Origin of the sequence: Paenibacillus sp. P36, assembly GCF_045866505.1 — a bacterium.
Lineage (GTDB): Bacteria > Bacillota > Bacilli > Paenibacillales > NBRC-103111 > Paenibacillus_E > Paenibacillus_E chondroitinus.
This window is the reverse complement of record NZ_AP038372.1, coordinates 963,290-979,974: the sequence shown is the minus strand read 5'-3', so window position 1 is coordinate 979,974 and position 16,685 is coordinate 963,290. Positions and strand designations below refer to the sequence as shown.

Here is a 16,685-nt window from a genome sequence, read left to right as displayed (position 1 = left end):
GTTAATCCCATGTCACCCCCCGAAACTATCATCTACCATCCAGATACAAATTTGTTCTGTTACCTCATAAATGATGCTAAAGACCAACAAGACTATCGGAAAAGCGCTACTGAGTTTTGGAAAAAAGTATTGTTAGAAGCTACTCAGAAAACAGCCAAAATAGTTATTAGTAAAGAGGTTGAGCGAGAACTTCGCGTCCAAATGCAGACTTTGAAAGAAAAGAAAAGGAAAATTATTGAGGAGATTCTCGAAACGAATTCCAACAGAATAGACCAATCTTTCTCGATGGATTTAGAGACCGAATTAAGAATTTTCTCAAATTTTATCCGAAGCGAGCCTATTCGCCCTCTTCTAAATATTCCTGGGTATAAATTCAAAGACTATCCAAAAGTTTCCGATATACGCATTTTAGTTGATGCACTCATGAATGAGGCTGTTCTTGCGACCGGTAACATTAAGGACTTCATCATGTATCCATTGTTCCTTGATGAGCCGCAGGACAAACTCTACGACATCATCAACAAAAAGTTCGTAAATTTGCCGCCTGAATTTGTGAAGGCAGTAAAAAAGGATACAAAACTTCATTCCATTATGGATAAACTTGGACGGCTACAACGCTAAAAATTAAAGAACCCCTGGGAATTTCTCCTTGGGGTTCTTTTGATCAGCGCACAACGAATGCCCTTCTATGAAACAGCAAACATTAAAGCCATATATCCACAAATAACAAAAAGCAGTGCTGAGACTAAAGCCCACTTTGGATTTTTCTTTCTCCATCCCCACAACAGCCCAGCAGTTAATAAAATTATTGCAATAGCGACAAGACATATACTAACCAAGTTCGGGACGATTTGTAGTTCTATCCCTTGTTTTAAGCTGTAACCAGTTACAGACATAAACAAGGATGAAGGCGGTTCCTCATCAAGTAACTCCTTTAGATCATCATGAGGAGGTGCTTGCTGTCCCATAAATGCTGTTACCGCTAGCAAGAAGATAACAACAATACTCTCTACCTTTAGCCAAGACAATGTTCCGGCAGTTCCTTTGCGCATTAAGAATCCATTGATAAAACCTAACACAATTATTGGGACTATCAATAAGTGTTTGATCAACATTGCTTGACCATACGAAGTTATCCAGGAGCTTACATACTGTGGCGAGAGTTTGCTCATTAATAGTAGACCAGCCACAATTGTAACGAGTACACAAACGATGGCCATCGGTGTAAACCACTTCAAGAATGTTTTCCAATTACGAATTTCGGTCGTAAACCATCCGATTACGATCATCACACCAATCCAAACCATTGCAGCGATAAAATGAGCCGCATGAGAAACAAAACCAGTCCAACCATAAATAGAAGCTGAGTGACTGGCATATCCGAAAGTGATTAACAGAATACCTGTTAATACGGGTATTACGCCCCACTTATATCTTATAAATTTAGAATCTTGCTTTAGGCCAAGACAATAAATGATTGCCATTGCAACAATGACGGTAATGAACCAAGCCTTGCCTACATTATAATCCCCCAGAACTGTGAAAGTGAGATAAGTGAGTTCGTAATTTAGAGCCGTTTTATAAAAGATTATGAGCTTTATGATTTGAAGGGATGACAACACAACAATCCCCACTGCAATCCACGTTAGTACATTGTCTGATATGTAATATTTCGGCTTTCTATTCTCTGGAACAAGAGCAAGTATACTTGCTCCTGTTAGCATAGCAAAGCAGATGTAGAGCAGAGCTTCTGAAAAAATGTAAATCAATTACTTCTTCCTCCTAGTAACCGACAGAACTACAAGTGCAATCAGGATTACCCCTACTGCAATCCAGATCCAGTAGTTATTTGAAGTGGCTGCTTCAGATGTAACTGTAGATTCTGATACCTTGACTGGGATTGCCGTACTTGAAGGCGATGTTGAAGGCTCGACTGTCGCAGAGGCTGCGGGAGTGACTGTTACCTCAGGCTGAAGCTGTTTATCTGCCGCGTTTTTTACAGTAAAAGTATACTTACCTTGAATGGGGTGGCCATCCTCACCAACAATTGTCCATTGTACCTCATAGCTGCCGTTAGACAGCGGTTGGCTCAACTTCCCTGTCATTAGCTTCTCTTTAAGCGTAACATTCGCCTTAATCTCTTGTTTATGGCTATCAAACAATTTAAATGTACTTAAGTTCTCAAGTTTACCTTCAAATGTTAAAGTAATTTCTTGCAGAGGTTCCGTAATTTCTGCTCCTGCTTTAGGATTGGAACTTTCTAAGCCCGTATGAGCAAGTGCAGGTTTAGTAAAAAATATCGTTAGACAGAGCAACAATCCTACAGTTATGATTGTTAGTTTAGAAAACACCTTATTTTCAGCGATTACCATATATACCCTCCAAATGTTTCATTATGAGATTATAAAATAAATGACCAAGATAACCATAGAAATAAGTGTTCCTAACATTCCACCCAAAAGCCATGATTCTTTCCCTTTCAGAAAGATAGAAATTAATACATGTAAGGAAAACGGCACGATGTATGCATAGACTCTTTGGATCGTAGAAAATCCAGTTATCCTATCTAAAGTAAAAATAACGAGCAGTAGTCCGAGAATAATCATGGCACTGTTCCTTATTTTTCTCCAATCTAATATCCCATGGAAATGAAAAAGCATTTGTATTCCCCTTACACTGGTTATTAATGATCCTGAATATTTTCGGTTTGAACATCAATTTCCTCATGCCACTCTACGGCTGCTCATCTCCAATAGTCACACCTCATTATTCCAAAAAACTACGATCCATAGTTTTAACTGTATGATACCCTGATACCCCTGTCAACACGATAAATGAATATGTGCTAATATGTTCACTTTTAGTGAATGAAAAGAGATTTAAGTTGTCTGTAAACAAAAAAAACGTGGATGATCTCCACGTTTTAGATACAACTATATATGACGATAGATGTGAAAACTACTCCAATCACTATCGATGACCAGAAAGCTCTTTTTGAAAAATATACAACATGAAGATTCTCTTGAAGATCTAATAGTTGCTTTAAACGATAATTTATTGCAGTAGTCGCAAAATCAGCGGTTACAACTAAATTTCTTGTTCCACGACTCGCTGAATGATTAATCATTTTCAAAATTGCTGATGCAAGATATGTTTTATTCCTCATAAGCTCTATTGCATATCGATCTGCCAGAAGCTCTATCCATATTGAGTAATAAAAAGATAATCCCTTTAATATTGGGAAATATCTCATTACTTGAGCTAAACGCCTCAAAACCCATTTCTTAAAGGGATGTCCGTTGAGACAATGATAAGCTTCATGAGCAAGAACAGCCTTTGTTTCATTTTCTGATAATGATTCGATAAGTCTGGTTGAGATAACGATCTGCTGCTTCAAAATGCCAGAAGTTAGAGCAAATGGTTCCCTATCAACAACCACCAGAATTGGATAGCCTAAATCGCCATACTTATGGTTAAATTGTATAGTTAGTGCTTTTTCTGTTTGATGCTTGATAAAATCATTCCATTTGTAATGCTTATACAAATCCTTTATTACAACAAACAAAAGTGTGATAAAGGTATATAAGAAAACTACTGTTAACAAAGACTCCCCAACAGAGTGTCTAAAACGAAAGTCATGCCAAAAGTTTATCAAGATATGTGTTATATTAGGTATCCAAGTAATATCCTTAAGTTGATGACATAGTGACCAAATCAATAAAACAAACAAGGCTGATGTAATAACTGAAAATAATACAAATGCAAAATTAGCTTGATTTATTTTCTTCATCACTATTCCTCATTTTTGCCTCTTGGAGCATATGCTCTACTTTCTTCAATAAATGCGGATCTATTTCTTCCATAACATCAATCATGTGTGCAACAACTACTTCCCCAAAATCTTTAATAAGCCCCTCTGTAACATTTCTGGTTTGCTCCAAAATAAAATCTTCTCTGGTAGTAACAACCTTGAATTGAGCAAGCTTATTTCGCCCTCGACCTGAGGCCATCTTAACCAAGAGCCCTTTTTCGGATAATCTATTTAATACCGTCATGATTGTCGTCACAGAGTAGTCATGTTCTGACTTCAAACTTTCACGAAGCTGCTGCACATTTAACCAGTCTCCCGAATCCCACATTAACTCCATAATCAAAGTTTCCAGGGATCCCAGAAAACGACTAACTCCCTCTTCTTGCATGCGATACCCTATTTTTTTCATTTACCTCGTTATTCCCCTTTAGTTGTGTTTCACGTGCTGAAGCATCTGCACAAAAATTTGCTCAATATGTTCATCATCCAAGGAATAATAAACGGTCTTTCCGACTTTACGGCGTTTAACAATTCTAAGATTTCGTAGATATCTGAGTTGATGTGATACCGCGGACTGGCCCATTCCTAGAATTTGTACAATATCGTGAACACATAACTCTTTATTCAATAGGGTATGAATGATTTTCAATCTGGTCGGATCCCCGAGTGCTTTGAACACTTCAGCTAACCCGTTAACAGTTTGATCATTTATTAATTGATCCTTTAAGACATCAATATTTGAAGTTCCATTACAAGTGTCATCACATTGATCTTGTACGGTTTTAGGCAACATATCTTCCATAAACATTCTCACTTTCTGATGATAAAACTTACGATTTACACTCATTATAACAGAAATCCTATGTATATTGTGAAATTGGAAATACTACTGACCAAGATCTCTCCATATTATTGCCATTTCAATTTTTTTCAAATATAATAACATATGAATACTTGATCATATGTTGTAGGAGGGGTTTAGATGCACAACCACAGTCACACACATCATGAACAGGGACATAACCATTCTGATCATGATCACAATCATGGGCATGGACTTGGGCATAGTCATGCACCCAATAATAAAAAAGGATTAGCCATTGCTCTCATTATTACAAGTGGTATCATGTTCGTGGAGTTTTTCGGAGGCTTAATTACAAATAGCTTAGCTCTTCTTTCGGACTCAGGCCATATGTTGAGTGATGCCGTATCCTTGGCATTGAGCTTAGTGGCTATGTGGTTCGCAAACCGACCAGCTTCTCCGCGGAAATCGTTCGGTTACTACAGGTTTGAAATTTTAGCCGCGTTGTTCAATGGATTAGCCTTATTCATCATAGCTGCTTTTATTATAAAAGAAGCTATAGCGCGGTTCTTTGATCCACCTACTGTTTCCAGTGGATCTATGATATTAATTGCCTTAGTCGGACTCCTAGCCAATCTGTTGAGCGTTTGGGCATTGATGAGACAAAGTGATGTGAAGGACAACATCAATGTTCGGAGCGCTTATTTACACGTAATTGGAGATGCCCTAGGCTCAGTTGGCGCTATTCTTGCAGGACTATTAATGCTTTTTTTCGGTTGGTACATTGCCGATCCTATAATCAGTGTAATCGTTTCTGTTCTTATCCTAAAAAGCGCATGGGGAGTTATTCGCACCGCCATACACATACTAATGGAAGGCACACCTGCAACAATTGATGCCGATCTAGTTAAAAAGACACTAGAAAGCATTGATGGAGTTATTAATGTTCACGATATGCATGTATGGACAATTACATCAGGTCTTGACTCTCTGAGTTGTCATATTCTAATTGATGATTCAAAAGATAGTCAGATTATTCTACAGTCAGCCATTCATGAAATAGAAAAGAAGTTTAAAATACAGCATACAACTTTTCAAATTGAAACTTCGAATATACAACATGCGGAATGCAAAATATAAAATAGTAAAGAACCGAGTCGTTGTTTATTAAGTAACAACGACTCGGTTCTTTACGTATATTTTCAGGATTTTTTAAGTATATAAGCGGTTTTTCAAGAGATCCTTTCATGCTTGTTTACTAACTTTTGGTATTTCTTCTCTCTCGAGTCCCAGCGGTTGCTAAACATTATAATTCCAATGGTTGGTAAAACGATCACTCTTGAGATCGTATAACTCATTATTAATGTACCGTTAGTAATTAACTCAATTATACTAAACAGCATCGCTAGTCCAACGCCAAAACCAAGTAAGCCATACATTAAAACATACTTCCTTCTTCCAATTCCTCGCTTGGCATTCCAAGTATGCAGAAACTTTTTCTCTTTACTATTCACTCATGCACCGTAACCTTTCTTTAGATAGAATCGTATCGCCTTAAAATACTATATACCATAGTATTTTAAGGCATTTCAAATTGCTTCCCCTTTCTTGAAGTGAGAACTATCGTTTAGTGTTACTTTCAACCCTTTATGTTAACAAATTATCATATGTTCATTTCATATATCAATTTGTTCTTATAACGTTCAATTTTCCGTTAGTAAAGTTGTAAAACTTTGTTCAATTCGTATTCACAGATTATGTGAAAATAATCACATACAATGGAGTACACTAATTCCATAACTAAATAAAATTTACCAGAGGGTGATACAACTTGGTCCCATTTCGAAAACATGAAAAGCGATTAATGTACCTCATGTTCAGTGTTGCTTTTGTCATGTTGGTTTCATTTATTCGCAAACTTTTTTAACCTAGATAAACGAAAAGGAGATGATTTCACATGCCTACCTACGATTCCGTGTTTTATAGCCGGCTACTAACAGAGACCACATTGGCGTTTCACATCATTTTCGCTACAATCGGCGTTGGTGTTCCCGTCATGATCATGTTGGCTGAGCTCGCTGGCATTAAACACAAAGACCCCTACTACACATTATTAGCACGAAGATGGGCCAGGGGTTTCGTTATCACCGTTGCTATTGGTGTGGTTACCGGTACAGCAATTGGCCTTCAACTCAGTTTATTGTGGCCTACCTTTATGCAAATTGCCGGACAGGCCATTGCGCTTCCATTATTTCTAGAAACCTTTGCTTTTTTCATTGAAGCTATATTCCTTGGTATTTACTTATATACATGGGAACGATTAAAACCAATGCATCATCTCCTTCTACTCGTGCCTGTTGTCATCGGCTCCTCCGCTTCAGCTTTTTTTATAACTACTGTAAATGCATTTATGAATACCCCTCAAGGATTCTCACTGAAAGACGGCTTAATTACTAATGTACAACCGATATTAGCTATGTTTAACCCTTCTATGCCAACCAAAGTAGCGCATGTGCTCTCCTCTGCTTATATGACAAGCGCATTTATCTTGGCAGCTATTGCAGCCTACTCTCTTCTCAAGAAAAAAGATGACGTCATATATGCTAAAAAGGCGTTAAAATTGACTGTCACCGCCGGTCTTGTATTTGCTGTGACTACAGCACTTATTGGTGATTTATCTGCAAAATTCCTAGCTCAAAATCAGCCTGAAAAACTTGCTGCAGCAGAGTGGCATTTCGAAACCACGGCCAATGCGCCGCTCATACTAGGTGGTATTTTGACTGATAGGAATGAAATTAAATATGCTTTAAAAATTCCATACGCGCTTAGCATTTTAGCAGGAGGTACTCCTAAATCTGAAGTAAAAGGGCTTAATGAGATTCCCCCTGATCTTCGTCCTCCTCTATACGTTCATTACTTTTTCGATGCTATGGTAGGTATAGGGATGTTCGTGATTGTTGTTGCTATTCTTCATTTGTGGTACGCAAGAAAAAGATCCGTTAAACCTTATCCTAAATGGCTATTAGCGATTATAGTTGCTTGCGGGCCTCTTTCCATGCTTGGTATTCAATGTGGATGGTTTTACGCTGAAGTTGGTCGTCAACCATGGATTTTACGTGGGTATTTAAAAGTTGCAGATGCGGCAACTACCTCTCAAGACGTGGATTTGATGCTATTGCTATTTTGTTTCCTTTATATCGTACTAGCACTCACCGCAGTCAAAGTGTTATCCAAACTCTTTAGAAAAAGTGATGTCGCAGACGAATTAATAGCCCTTGGCATTTTCGGGGGGAGGTCAAAGAAATGAGTCTTGAAGTTATAGGAATTACGGTTTTATGGATTTTTTTATACGGGTATTTAATCGTGGCATCCATTGACTTCGGTGCAGGTTTCTTCAGTTATTATTCTGTCATTACAATGAAACAGCATATCATTCATAAAATTATTGAGCGCTATCTTTCTCCTGTCTGGGAAGTAACGAATGTCTTTTTGGTTTTTTTCTACATCGGAATGGTCGGATTCTTCCCGGAAACAGCACGTTATTATGGTACCGCCCTTCTCGTTCCAGGCAGTATAGCCATCATATTGCTTGCCATTCGAGGAGCCTACTATGCCTTCAGCAACTACGGTTCGAAGGATAATAAATGGTATATGCTCATCTATGGAGCAACTGGCTTGCTCATCCCTGCAACCCTCTCTATGGTACTTACCATTTCAGAAGGCGGAATCATTATTGAGCAAAATGGATTGATCCTGCTTAACTGGCAAAGGCTGCTCGGCAGTCCCTATACCTGGTCCGTCATTTTACTGTCGTTGGTCAGTGTTCTTTACATCTCTTCCATGTTTCTTTCGTATTATGCATACAGAGCAGAAGACAGGCCCGCATTTAAAATCTTACGTGGGTACGCCCTTTTTTGGAGTGGGCCAACGATTCTTGCAAGTTTTCTTGTTTTTTTCACGATCAATCAACAAAACCCGGAGCATTTTAGCAACATGCTTTCCCATGGCTGGATGTTTGGAACATCGTTCCTATGCTTCTTGATTGCAGTCTTCCTTCTTTGGAAGCAAAGGAATTTGGGTACTTCATTCATATTTGTGCTGCTGCAATTTGCTTTTGCCTTTTTTGGTTATGGTAAAGCCCATCTACCGTATATTTTATTTCCCTACATCACCATCCATGAAAATTTCACAAATCAAACGATGGGGACTGCACTGGTTATCGCCTTTATCGCTGGAATTGTAATTCTAGTCCCATCACTCTTTTTACTCATGCGTTTATTTCTGTTCGATGCCGATTATGTACAAGGCAGATTAATAAAGAAAGGAAGTTAAACTTATGGAAAACTTTCTAATTCAGTATACTGCGCCGGTTATAGTACTGTTTTCGCTCGTATTTATGCTTTTTTGGGTTACGAGAAGCAGTGATGTCATTGAATGACATGCCAGAAAATAGAGTTTTAGACTGCCGCTTATATATCTTCATTTCTAGCTCTCATAAAATTAAACCCCGGTCACCTTGATGACTGGGGTTTAAATAATCATTTTCTTAATTTCCGTTGAAGTAAATGCATTGGGTAAGAAAGTAGCAAAATTTACCTGCCCTTTTGCGCCAATACCTTTAATAGCACCGTTACTGACTCTGCTCGTGTCGTTTTATCACCCGGAGCAAATGTATTCGAGCCTTTACCTTCGATCATACTCAGCTTTTTCATGGCTCCAACTGCACCTTTCGCCCAGTCTGGGATGTCTTTGTCGTCCGCAAAACCTGTTGCTGTTGCCGCTTCAACGGATTGTCCCAGCGCTTTGGCGATCATCACGGCCATCTCTGAACGTGAGATTTCGGCATCTGATCGGAACGTGCTATCTTCATAGCCTGTAATGATGCCTGCTTGTACCGCTTGCGCAACCGATTTCTGCGCCCATGTTCCGATCTTTCCTTTATCCGTAAACGTCAGTTCGGCTCCATTTCCTTGCGGCTTGAGCGTATTCATCAGCATAACCGCAAATTCCGCGCGTGTTACGGTTTTATTAGGCTTAAAAGTACCATCAGGATAGCCGTTAACAATCCCAAGGTTTACCGCTTGCTTGATACTCACCTCAGCCCAATGTCCAGATATATCGCTGAAATGAATGGATGGTATGATGTCTGTTGGAGGTACAGTCGCCCCTTGACCCACAGCAAAAACGGCATATTTCGTAAAATGATTAACCTCTACGGTAATCTTGCCCTCGTTAATCTTACCGCCGGGAACCTTCACCCATTCCTTTTTCGTTTCGTCAAAATAAAATACGGATACGGTTTGGTCACCGCTCAATTTGGACTTATCAAATACAAACGTCAGTGTGATTGGTTTAATAAAGTTCTCTGAGAAGTTCTTTACGATCTCAAAAACCGGGCTAGCAAGAGCCTTTTGGTTGGTTAGAAGTGCTTGCGCTTCTAATACTTTGGTAATCGTTACATTGAGTTCCCGATTCGTAGCGCCTGCCGGAATCGAGACTGTAACCTCTTGATTCAAACTAACCTCGCCCTTATCGCCTGCTGGGAGCGTTAGTTTACCATCCGTGTAGGCACCTGTTGAAGCTGAACCTGATGATCCTGATCCACCTGATCCACCTGACCCTCCTGATGGCCCACTACCTCCACCAGCGTTTGCACGCGTTATGGTAACCGTGTAGGTTTTCGTGGTACCATCCTGTGCTGTCACTACCAAAGTGATCGTGTTACTTCCAACAATCAAAGGAATGACATCACTTGTCCCGCCACTTGTAACCGAAGTTCCGTTCACAGCTACCCTTGCTTGGCTCTCCGATACGGTTGGCGTTACGGCCGTGCTGGAAACCTCATTCGCCACATTGGCTGTGTACGCTGTCGTTCCGGAGGCGAACGCTGGCATTAGGTTAACGCCTGACAAAGTTAATCCGCTCAGATCGGCGTTGTTGGATAGGCTCTTTGCACGCGTTATCGTAAACGTGTAGGTTTTCGTTGTGCCATCCTGTGCTGTCACTACCAAGGTGATCGTGTTACTTCCAACAATCAAAGGAATGACATCACTTGTCCCGCCACTTGTAACCGAAGTTCCGTTCACCGTTACCCTTCCTTGACTCTCCAAGACGGTTGGCGTTACGGTCGTGCTGGAAACCTCATTCACCACATTAGCTGTGTACGTCGTTGTCCCAGAGTCGAACGCCGGAGTTAGCCCAATGCCCGACAGTGCTAATCCGCTTAGCTCGGCATTGTTACTTAAACGGTTAACCGTTAGGTTATACGTATTTTGTGTTTGATCCTCGGAGGTCACCACGATACGAATCGCATTAGCCCCTACCGTCAGGTTCGATGCCTGGTAAGTATAAACATTACCCGTTGCCGTCGTGTACACAGCACCCGTAACTGCAAGCGATTGACTTACTTCCGCTTTAGTTGCTGCCACATGGAGACTTGTAATCGCGCTCGGGACATCTACGGAATACGTACCCTGCAACGATGAAAATGTCAATGCGCCTTGATCAACGGTTAAATTAGCGAGCAGCGCGTTATTGTTTAAGGGTGCAGTTGCCGGAAAAACGGCGGTTACGACGCCCGTGTCGACATCCGTGGTTACAGAGGTTGCTCCAGCTACTGTAAAGAAGTTGTCATCAGTCCCTATTAAGGTGTACCCCTCATTAGGTGTGATTGTTATGCTGGCTGTGTAGCTGGTATTCGGAGCGAATACGGCGTCAGACGGCGACCATTCTACCGTTGCTGTATATTCACTTGTTGCTGGGATGGTGGATACCGGCACTGCTCCCGTAACTGGCGGTGTTATTCCAGCGATTGCTGCAGTTCCTATCGGTATTTCCGTTGCTGGAAAAGCTACCGTAAACGTCACGGTGTTGCCTACGCCCGTACCCGTTGTTACTGTAGATCCTACCTCAGATGCTTCATCTACTGTCGGGGTGAATGCAACGGCTTGGAATTCCTTTGCATTCTTGGATGTTAGTTCAACCGTTGCCGTATAGCTTTGGCCCCGCTTAAATTTGCCGTCCGTTGTTAAAGGTTCATTCCAGGTTACATGTGTGACTGTGTAATCAACATTGGCTGTTGCTTCCTCTATCGCAGCTACATCCTGCGGAGTTGCGTCCAGCACTGGCGCCTCGATGTTTACTGTTGCTGCTGTCATGACCCACTTCGCATACAGCACATGATCAGAAGTAATGGTGGTTGTCGCAACATCAAAGGGAGCACCGCTAAATTGACTTGAGCTGTACCACCCCTCGAACAAGTAACCCGTTCTCGTCGGTACAGTTGGCTCTGTGGCATGATCATTATGGATTACAATTTGATCCCCTGCTGTCCACCACGCATCGTTGGTAACGAAGTTTACTGTATACGCATGCGATTGTTTTCTTATGAAATTACTAGTATCCGGTACATACAACGAGCCGTCACTGCCTACTGCGATGCCATTAGGATAGTAGAATCCTCCTGAATTGGTAATATCCTTCCAGGAATTACCTCCGCTCGATAACTTTTTAACTTGGCGGTTATCTTCAGAATCTACCACGTATACGGCGCCGTTACTACCTGCGGCGATACCCGTAGGAAAGGAAAAGGTTCCCGATTTGGTGATATCCTCCCAGTCACTTGCTCCGTCGGGCAATTTTTTTATTTTGCTATGATACGTATCCGCCACATATACTGTGCCGTCATTGTCTACAGCTACACCCGCTGGATATTGAAAGTCCCCTGCATAGGTAATGTCCGCCCAGGTGCTCCCTCCACTTGGAAGTTTTTTAATTTGGTTATGCATCGTATCCGCCACATACAACGCGCCATAACGATCTACGGCTATCCCCCCCGGAAAGTTGAATCCCCCTGAAAGGGTGATGTCTTCCCAGGCACTCGCTCCGCTCGGCAGTTTCTTAATTTGACCAATGCCAGCATCTGCGACATAGACCGTACCGTCGCTGCCTACGGCTATACCGCTTGGGGAGTAAAACATCTGCAAATTGGTAATGTCCTCCCAGGCCGAAGTGCTGCCGGTGCTCGATAATTTTTTGATTTTGTGATTATTCCTGTCCGTCACATACACCGTGCCGTCACTGCCTACCGCGACGCCACTAGGGTTATTGAAGTCTCCCGATTTGGTGATATCTACCCAAATGCTTGTATCCCACTTCGCATATAGCGTTATGTTCACTGTAATTGCTGTTGTTGCAAAGTTAAAGGGTTGCGTCAGCGCGCTGTCACTATACCACCCTTCCAACGTGCTGTATGCCTTGCTCGCAGCCGGTTCTGTTGCATAACCGTCTTTGGCTACGGGCTGAGCGTTAATGCTTGTCCCTCCCCTGCTGTCAAAGCTTACAAGGTAGCCGGAGGACCATTTTTTAATTTTGTAATTACGCGAATCCACCACATACAACGTGCCGTCACTGCCTGCTGCTAGACCAGCCGGAGTGTTAAATGCCCCTGAGCCTGTGATATCCTCCCAGACGCTTGCTCCACTCGGCAGTTTTTTAATTTGTCCAGTCGTACCATCCGACACATAAATCGTGCCATCACTGCCTACGGCTATACCATCAGGATTGTCGAACCCTCCTGAATGGGTGATGTCCTCCCAGGTGCTACTTCCGCTCGTCAGTTTTCTAATTTGATGATAATAGCGATCCGTCACATACAACGTGCCGTCACTGCCTATGGCTATGCCTACCGGACTCCCTAAATAGGTGACGTCCTCCCAGGCGCTGCCTCCGCTCGTCCGTTTTTTAATTTGATTATAGCCAGGGTCCGCAACATAAACGGTGCCATCACTGCCTACTGCTATGCCCGTCGGAATGTTGAATTCGTATTGTTGTTCATTGGGGATGTCCTGCCAGGTGCTGCCACCGCTAGAAAGCTTCTTAATTTTTTTATTCCTGCCATCCGAAACATACACCGTACCATTACTGTCCACCGCGATACCGTTAGGATTGTCGAATCCTCCTGCACTGGTGATATCCTGCCAAGCGTTGCCTCCGCTAGGCATTTTTTTAATTTTATTACTATCCCTATCCGTTACATACAACGTGCCATCACCACCCAAGGCCACACCATATGGATTCCAAAATCCCCCTGATTTCGTGATGTCCGTCCACACCTTGGTTTCAGGTGTAGCATAGGCAACACCTCCTCCCAGAACGATCTGCATCACAGGAAGGACAAGTAGCATGAAACTCATCAACATGGCTGCTACTCTCTTCATGGTATTTACGTTATTCATCTTCTTCGGCACCTCTCCTTTTTATTTTTCTAGCCCCTTAGATACTCTGCAAGCACGACTGAGTGATTCGACCGAACCCGCATCCGCTGGCTATTCTTGTCGAATAATGCATACTTTTGTCCTAATTCTATGACTTTCGTCCCAATAAAAAAATCCCCCATTACTGGGGGAGTGAATTTAAAATAATGGGGGATATACATGCTGCTAATACGTATTGTATAATCATGATTTTCTGAAATTACGGTAAATAGCTTCTACAACCACTGGAATTCCTTTCCTTGCTGAAGTGCCTGTTCCCTGCTGTTCACATGAAGTTTTCTATACATACTTTTCAGATGGCTCTTGACCGTTTCGGCTGTAATTTGAAGTTGTTCCGCAATTTGTTTATTGGACAGACCCATGTCTATCATTCGTAATATTTTTAATTCCTGTTTCGTAATAAGAGTTCCCGAACTTTCCTTTTCATTCTTAGGATCCGACATTAGAAGGAGCAATTCTCTGGCGTATATTACGCTCGCAGACTTACGGCTAGCATGGGTCTGTCTTTGCTGGATATATTCACGTAACAGCTCCGCCATCTTGGCCCCTTCATCCACAAAACTGCGGATGTATGTCCCCGGTTCTGCCAATTGGAGTGCCGCCTCCAGCTTCATAACAGCGCTCGTCCTATCCTCTTTTTGATAAAAAGCCATACTTTGCAGGACAACCACCTTTACCTTATCCCACAACCGATCTTCTTCTTCGACAAAACGATACATGATCTCAAGCAGCTGCAAAGCATCGTTCTCTCTGCCACATGCCATTAACGCTCGGGCCAAGTGAAGATATTCCCTGATCGAAGCAAACGGAGCCGTATCGGTATATTGGATGCCGCTTGTTTGCAGCCACCCCGCATCGAAAGAACCGTTCATAAGCGACAAATACGTCTTCTCGGATTCTATTTTCCTAATGAAGATACTTTTGTCCGGGGAATGAATTTTGGATGGGAGCCGCTCCAGCAGCTCAAATGCTTTGACAGAATCTCCTTTGGCCTGATAAATTCGCACAGCAACCGCAGCAGCGCCAAATAAAATAAGGCCATAGGGCTGTATACACTTTGTCTGCAGCACCCTTTCCACGTATACTTCAGCCTCTGCCAAGCGGTTCTGCTCATATAACAGCAAGCTGTACGTAACGTAGTAAAAGCCGACAAACGGATACTCTTGTCTATTCTCCCATCTCTTAACCCATTTAGAAAAGTATCGCTCCGCCTCATGCAAATCATTAATAAAACTCAATTGCGTATCGAAATTAATGGAATAGGAATTCCCCTCAATCATCTGAATGTAGCTGCCTTCTGGCATATGCCGGTCAAACATCTCCATATATTCATCCAATTTCCCCATGTCTTTCCGATAAAAAGAAACCGCCGAGGACAAATAAAGCACCGTTCCGACGTACTCTTTCCATTCGGGATCCGATAGCTTGTCCTCCATCTGACGAAGTCTGGCTTGTGCCAACTCCATTTGACCCGCTTCCACCATCACTTTAACATAAAGAAACTGGATGCCCGGCTTCTCTGCCAAGCAGGACTCCGGTAGTCCACTTAGCCATCGGTAAAGCACCCCTCTTTTCACACGCAAGTCTTGCAGATGCTTTTCGATCAAAGCACTTGCTTCGTGATGATGCCCGTCCACAAACAGCTGCTCAACCGCCTCTTCCAAAAATCCGTGCTCCTCCAACCAATGGGCTGCCTTGACATGCAACGCCTTCGATTGCCCTGCATACCTCTGACGGAAAAGCCTCCGTAAAAATTCAGAAAACAAATGATGATAGCGATACCATTCACGGTGGTCATCCAAGGAAACAATAAACAGATTATGCTGTTCCAGCATTTCCAGCTGCTCCTGACAATTCGCTTGTCCGGTAACGGCTTCACACAACGGGCCACTTATCCTGTCTACAATCGAAGTTTCCAAGAGAAAGGACTGAACCTCGCTCGACTGGAGACTAAAAACCTCCTGAAACAAATATTCCGAAATGCTGCGGTGCTCCCCGCTGAAGGCACGGATAAAATCCGTATAATTGCCGCTTCGTTGCAGCGAAATGGCCGCGAGATACAGCCCGCTGATCCATCCTTCCGTGCGATCAACCAGATCAGCAATCTTGTCTCCCGACAGGGATAATCCCATGCATTCCTGAAAATAACGAATTCCATCCGCAAGTTGAAAACGCAGCTCCTGAATCGTGATTTTGACCATTTGACCTGTTGTCTGCAGCCTGGCCGTAGGAAAGGGCATTTCAGCCCGGCTTGTTACATAGAGGTGGATGTGCGCTGGCAAGTAAGCGAGAAAATAAGCCACCGAAGCCTGGACGGGAGCAAGATCAATCACGTGATAATCGTCCCAAATCAAGACCAATTCATCCGAATAGCTATCAAGTTCGCGAATCATAGCTGAGATGAAGGGTTCAAACGCTCCCGACTTTAAGGAGGGCAGAAACGGAGTAACCGCTTCCGCAAATTGAGGTTTCTTACTATTGATCGCAGCGATCGTATAACTCCAAAATACAATCAGATCATTATCTTGAGGACCCAAGGAAATCCATACGGCAGGTATGGCGGACTGCTGCAGCCACTGGGTCAAAGCTGTTGTTTTGCCGTACCCTCCGGGAGCCGTTATGGATGTGAATTTGCGCTGTAATCCTTTATTCAGCAGCTCGGTGATCGCCGCTCGCTCAACAAGGTCATCGCGCCGCATTTGCGGGATATGAAGTTTGGTACTCAAAATCATGATCGGCACCTCGAATTAGGCTGTTAACATCTATCCTTTTATTATAGCTGATTTCTAAGCAAAGG

General features: G+C 42.4%; 12 protein-coding genes. 5 read left to right on the top strand and 7 right to left on the bottom strand.

Going from position 1 to position 16,685, the window contains the following annotated elements; translation table 11 throughout:
* Positions 1–9: 9 nt before the first annotated feature.
* Positions 10–621: a hypothetical protein gene (locus ACKTT9_RS04515; protein ID WP_407870640.1), complete on the top strand. Its 612-nt coding sequence runs from the start codon at positions 10–12 to the stop codon at positions 619–621.
* Positions 622–686: 65 nt separating this feature from the next.
* On the opposite strand, the gene ACKTT9_RS04510 is transcribed toward ACKTT9_RS04515, so the two are convergent.
* The 5 genes from ACKTT9_RS04510 to ACKTT9_RS04490 all read right to left on the bottom strand — a co-directional run bounded on the left by ACKTT9_RS04510 (position 687) and on the right by ACKTT9_RS04490 (position 4,604).
* Positions 687–1,769 carry a copper resistance D family protein gene (locus tag ACKTT9_RS04510; protein WP_407870639.1) on the bottom strand — a complete coding sequence of 361 codons (1,083 nt, stop codon included), beginning with the start codon at positions 1,767–1,769 and terminating at the stop codon, positions 687–689.
* Positions 1,770–2,372 carry a copper resistance protein CopC gene (locus tag ACKTT9_RS04505; protein ID WP_407870638.1) on the bottom strand — a complete coding sequence of 201 codons (603 nt, stop codon included), beginning with the start codon at positions 2,370–2,372 and terminating at the stop codon, positions 1,770–1,772. It lies immediately after the preceding gene.
* A 551-nt stretch (positions 2,373–2,923) separates the two neighbouring features.
* The gene (locus ACKTT9_RS04500) at positions 2,924–3,790 is read right to left on the bottom strand and encodes a M56 family metallopeptidase (RefSeq protein ID WP_407870637.1); all 867 of its coding nucleotides are present in this window, start codon (positions 3,788–3,790) and stop codon (positions 2,924–2,926) included.
* The gene (locus ACKTT9_RS04495) at positions 3,768–4,220 is read right to left on the bottom strand and encodes a BlaI/MecI/CopY family transcriptional regulator (protein ID WP_157317582.1); all 453 of its coding nucleotides are present in this window, start codon (positions 4,218–4,220) and stop codon (positions 3,768–3,770) included. Before ACKTT9_RS04495 ends, ACKTT9_RS04500 begins: the two co-directional genes overlap by 23 nt.
* Positions 4,221–4,238: 18 nt before the next feature.
* Positions 4,239–4,604, bottom strand: a complete 366-nt coding sequence (locus tag ACKTT9_RS04490) for a metalloregulator ArsR/SmtB family transcription factor (RefSeq protein WP_157317614.1) — start codon at positions 4,602–4,604, stop codon at positions 4,239–4,241.
* 189 nt (positions 4,605–4,793) lie between these two features.
* Here ACKTT9_RS04490 and ACKTT9_RS04485 point away from each other — a divergent pair, with 189 nt between their 5' ends.
* The 4 genes from ACKTT9_RS04485 (at position 4,794) to cydS (ending at position 9,051) form a co-directional block, all read left to right on the top strand.
* Positions 4,794–5,753 (top strand): cation diffusion facilitator family transporter, encoded by a 960-nt coding sequence (locus ACKTT9_RS04485; protein WP_407870636.1) that lies wholly within the window; start codon positions 4,794–4,796, stop codon positions 5,751–5,753.
* 817 nt (positions 5,754–6,570) lie between these two features.
* Positions 6,571–7,920, top strand: coding sequence for a cytochrome ubiquinol oxidase subunit I (locus ACKTT9_RS04480; protein ID WP_407870635.1), 1,350 nt, complete (start codon positions 6,571–6,573; stop codon positions 7,918–7,920).
* Positions 7,917–8,945: a cytochrome d ubiquinol oxidase subunit II gene (locus ACKTT9_RS04475; protein ID WP_407870634.1), complete on the top strand. Its 1,029-nt coding sequence runs from the start codon at positions 7,917–7,919 to the stop codon at positions 8,943–8,945. Before ACKTT9_RS04480 ends, ACKTT9_RS04475 begins: the two co-directional genes overlap by 4 nt.
* A 4-nt stretch (positions 8,946–8,949) precedes the next feature.
* A complete protein-coding gene (gene cydS, locus ACKTT9_RS04470; protein ID WP_407870633.1) occupies positions 8,950–9,051 on the top strand; it encodes a cytochrome bd oxidase small subunit CydS in 102 nt (33 codons plus the stop codon).
* 154 nt (positions 9,052–9,205) lie between these two features.
* Here the strand turns inward: cydS and ACKTT9_RS04465 are convergent, their stop codons facing one another.
* Entirely contained in the window at positions 9,206–13,849 is a 4,644-nt protein-coding gene (locus ACKTT9_RS04465; RefSeq protein ID WP_407870632.1) for a cadherin-like beta sandwich domain-containing protein, read from the bottom strand.
* A 254-nt stretch (positions 13,850–14,103) separates the two neighbouring features.
* Positions 14,104–16,620 carry a LuxR C-terminal-related transcriptional regulator gene (locus ACKTT9_RS04460; RefSeq protein WP_407870631.1) on the bottom strand — a complete coding sequence of 839 codons (2,517 nt, stop codon included), beginning with the start codon at positions 16,618–16,620 and terminating at the stop codon, positions 14,104–14,106.
* Between the last annotated feature and the right edge of the window lie 65 nt (positions 16,621–16,685).

Bases quoted from the DNA above. Each gene is read 5' to 3' on its own strand.
- ACKTT9_RS04515 (WP_407870640.1), top strand. From the start codon at position 10: ATGTCACCCCCCGAAACTATCATCTACCATCCAGATACAAATTTGTTC.
- ACKTT9_RS04505 (WP_407870638.1), bottom strand. From the start codon at position 2,372: ATGGTAATCGCTGAAAATAAGGTGTTTTCTAAACTAACAATCATAACT.
- ACKTT9_RS04500 (WP_407870637.1), bottom strand. From the start codon at position 3,790: ATGAAGAAAATAAATCAAGCTAATTTTGCATTTGTATTATTTTCAGTT.
- ACKTT9_RS04495 (WP_157317582.1), bottom strand. From the start codon at position 4,220: ATGAAAAAAATAGGGTATCGCATGCAAGAAGAGGGAGTTAGTCGTTTT.
- ACKTT9_RS04490 (WP_157317614.1), bottom strand. From the start codon at position 4,604: ATGTTGCCTAAAACCGTACAAGATCAATGTGATGACACTTGTAATGGA.
- ACKTT9_RS04485 (WP_407870636.1), top strand. From the start codon at position 4,794: ATGCACAACCACAGTCACACACATCATGAACAGGGACATAACCATTCT.
- ACKTT9_RS04480 (WP_407870635.1), top strand. From the start codon at position 6,571: ATGCCTACCTACGATTCCGTGTTTTATAGCCGGCTACTAACAGAGACC.
- ACKTT9_RS04475 (WP_407870634.1), top strand. From the start codon at position 7,917: ATGAGTCTTGAAGTTATAGGAATTACGGTTTTATGGATTTTTTTATAC.
- cydS (WP_407870633.1), top strand. From the start codon at position 8,950: ATGGAAAACTTTCTAATTCAGTATACTGCGCCGGTTATAGTACTGTTT.
- ACKTT9_RS04465 (WP_407870632.1), bottom strand. From the start codon at position 13,849: ATGAATAACGTAAATACCATGAAGAGAGTAGCAGCCATGTTGATGAGT.
- ACKTT9_RS04460 (WP_407870631.1), bottom strand. From the start codon at position 16,620: ATGATTTTGAGTACCAAACTTCATATCCCGCAAATGCGGCGCGATGAC.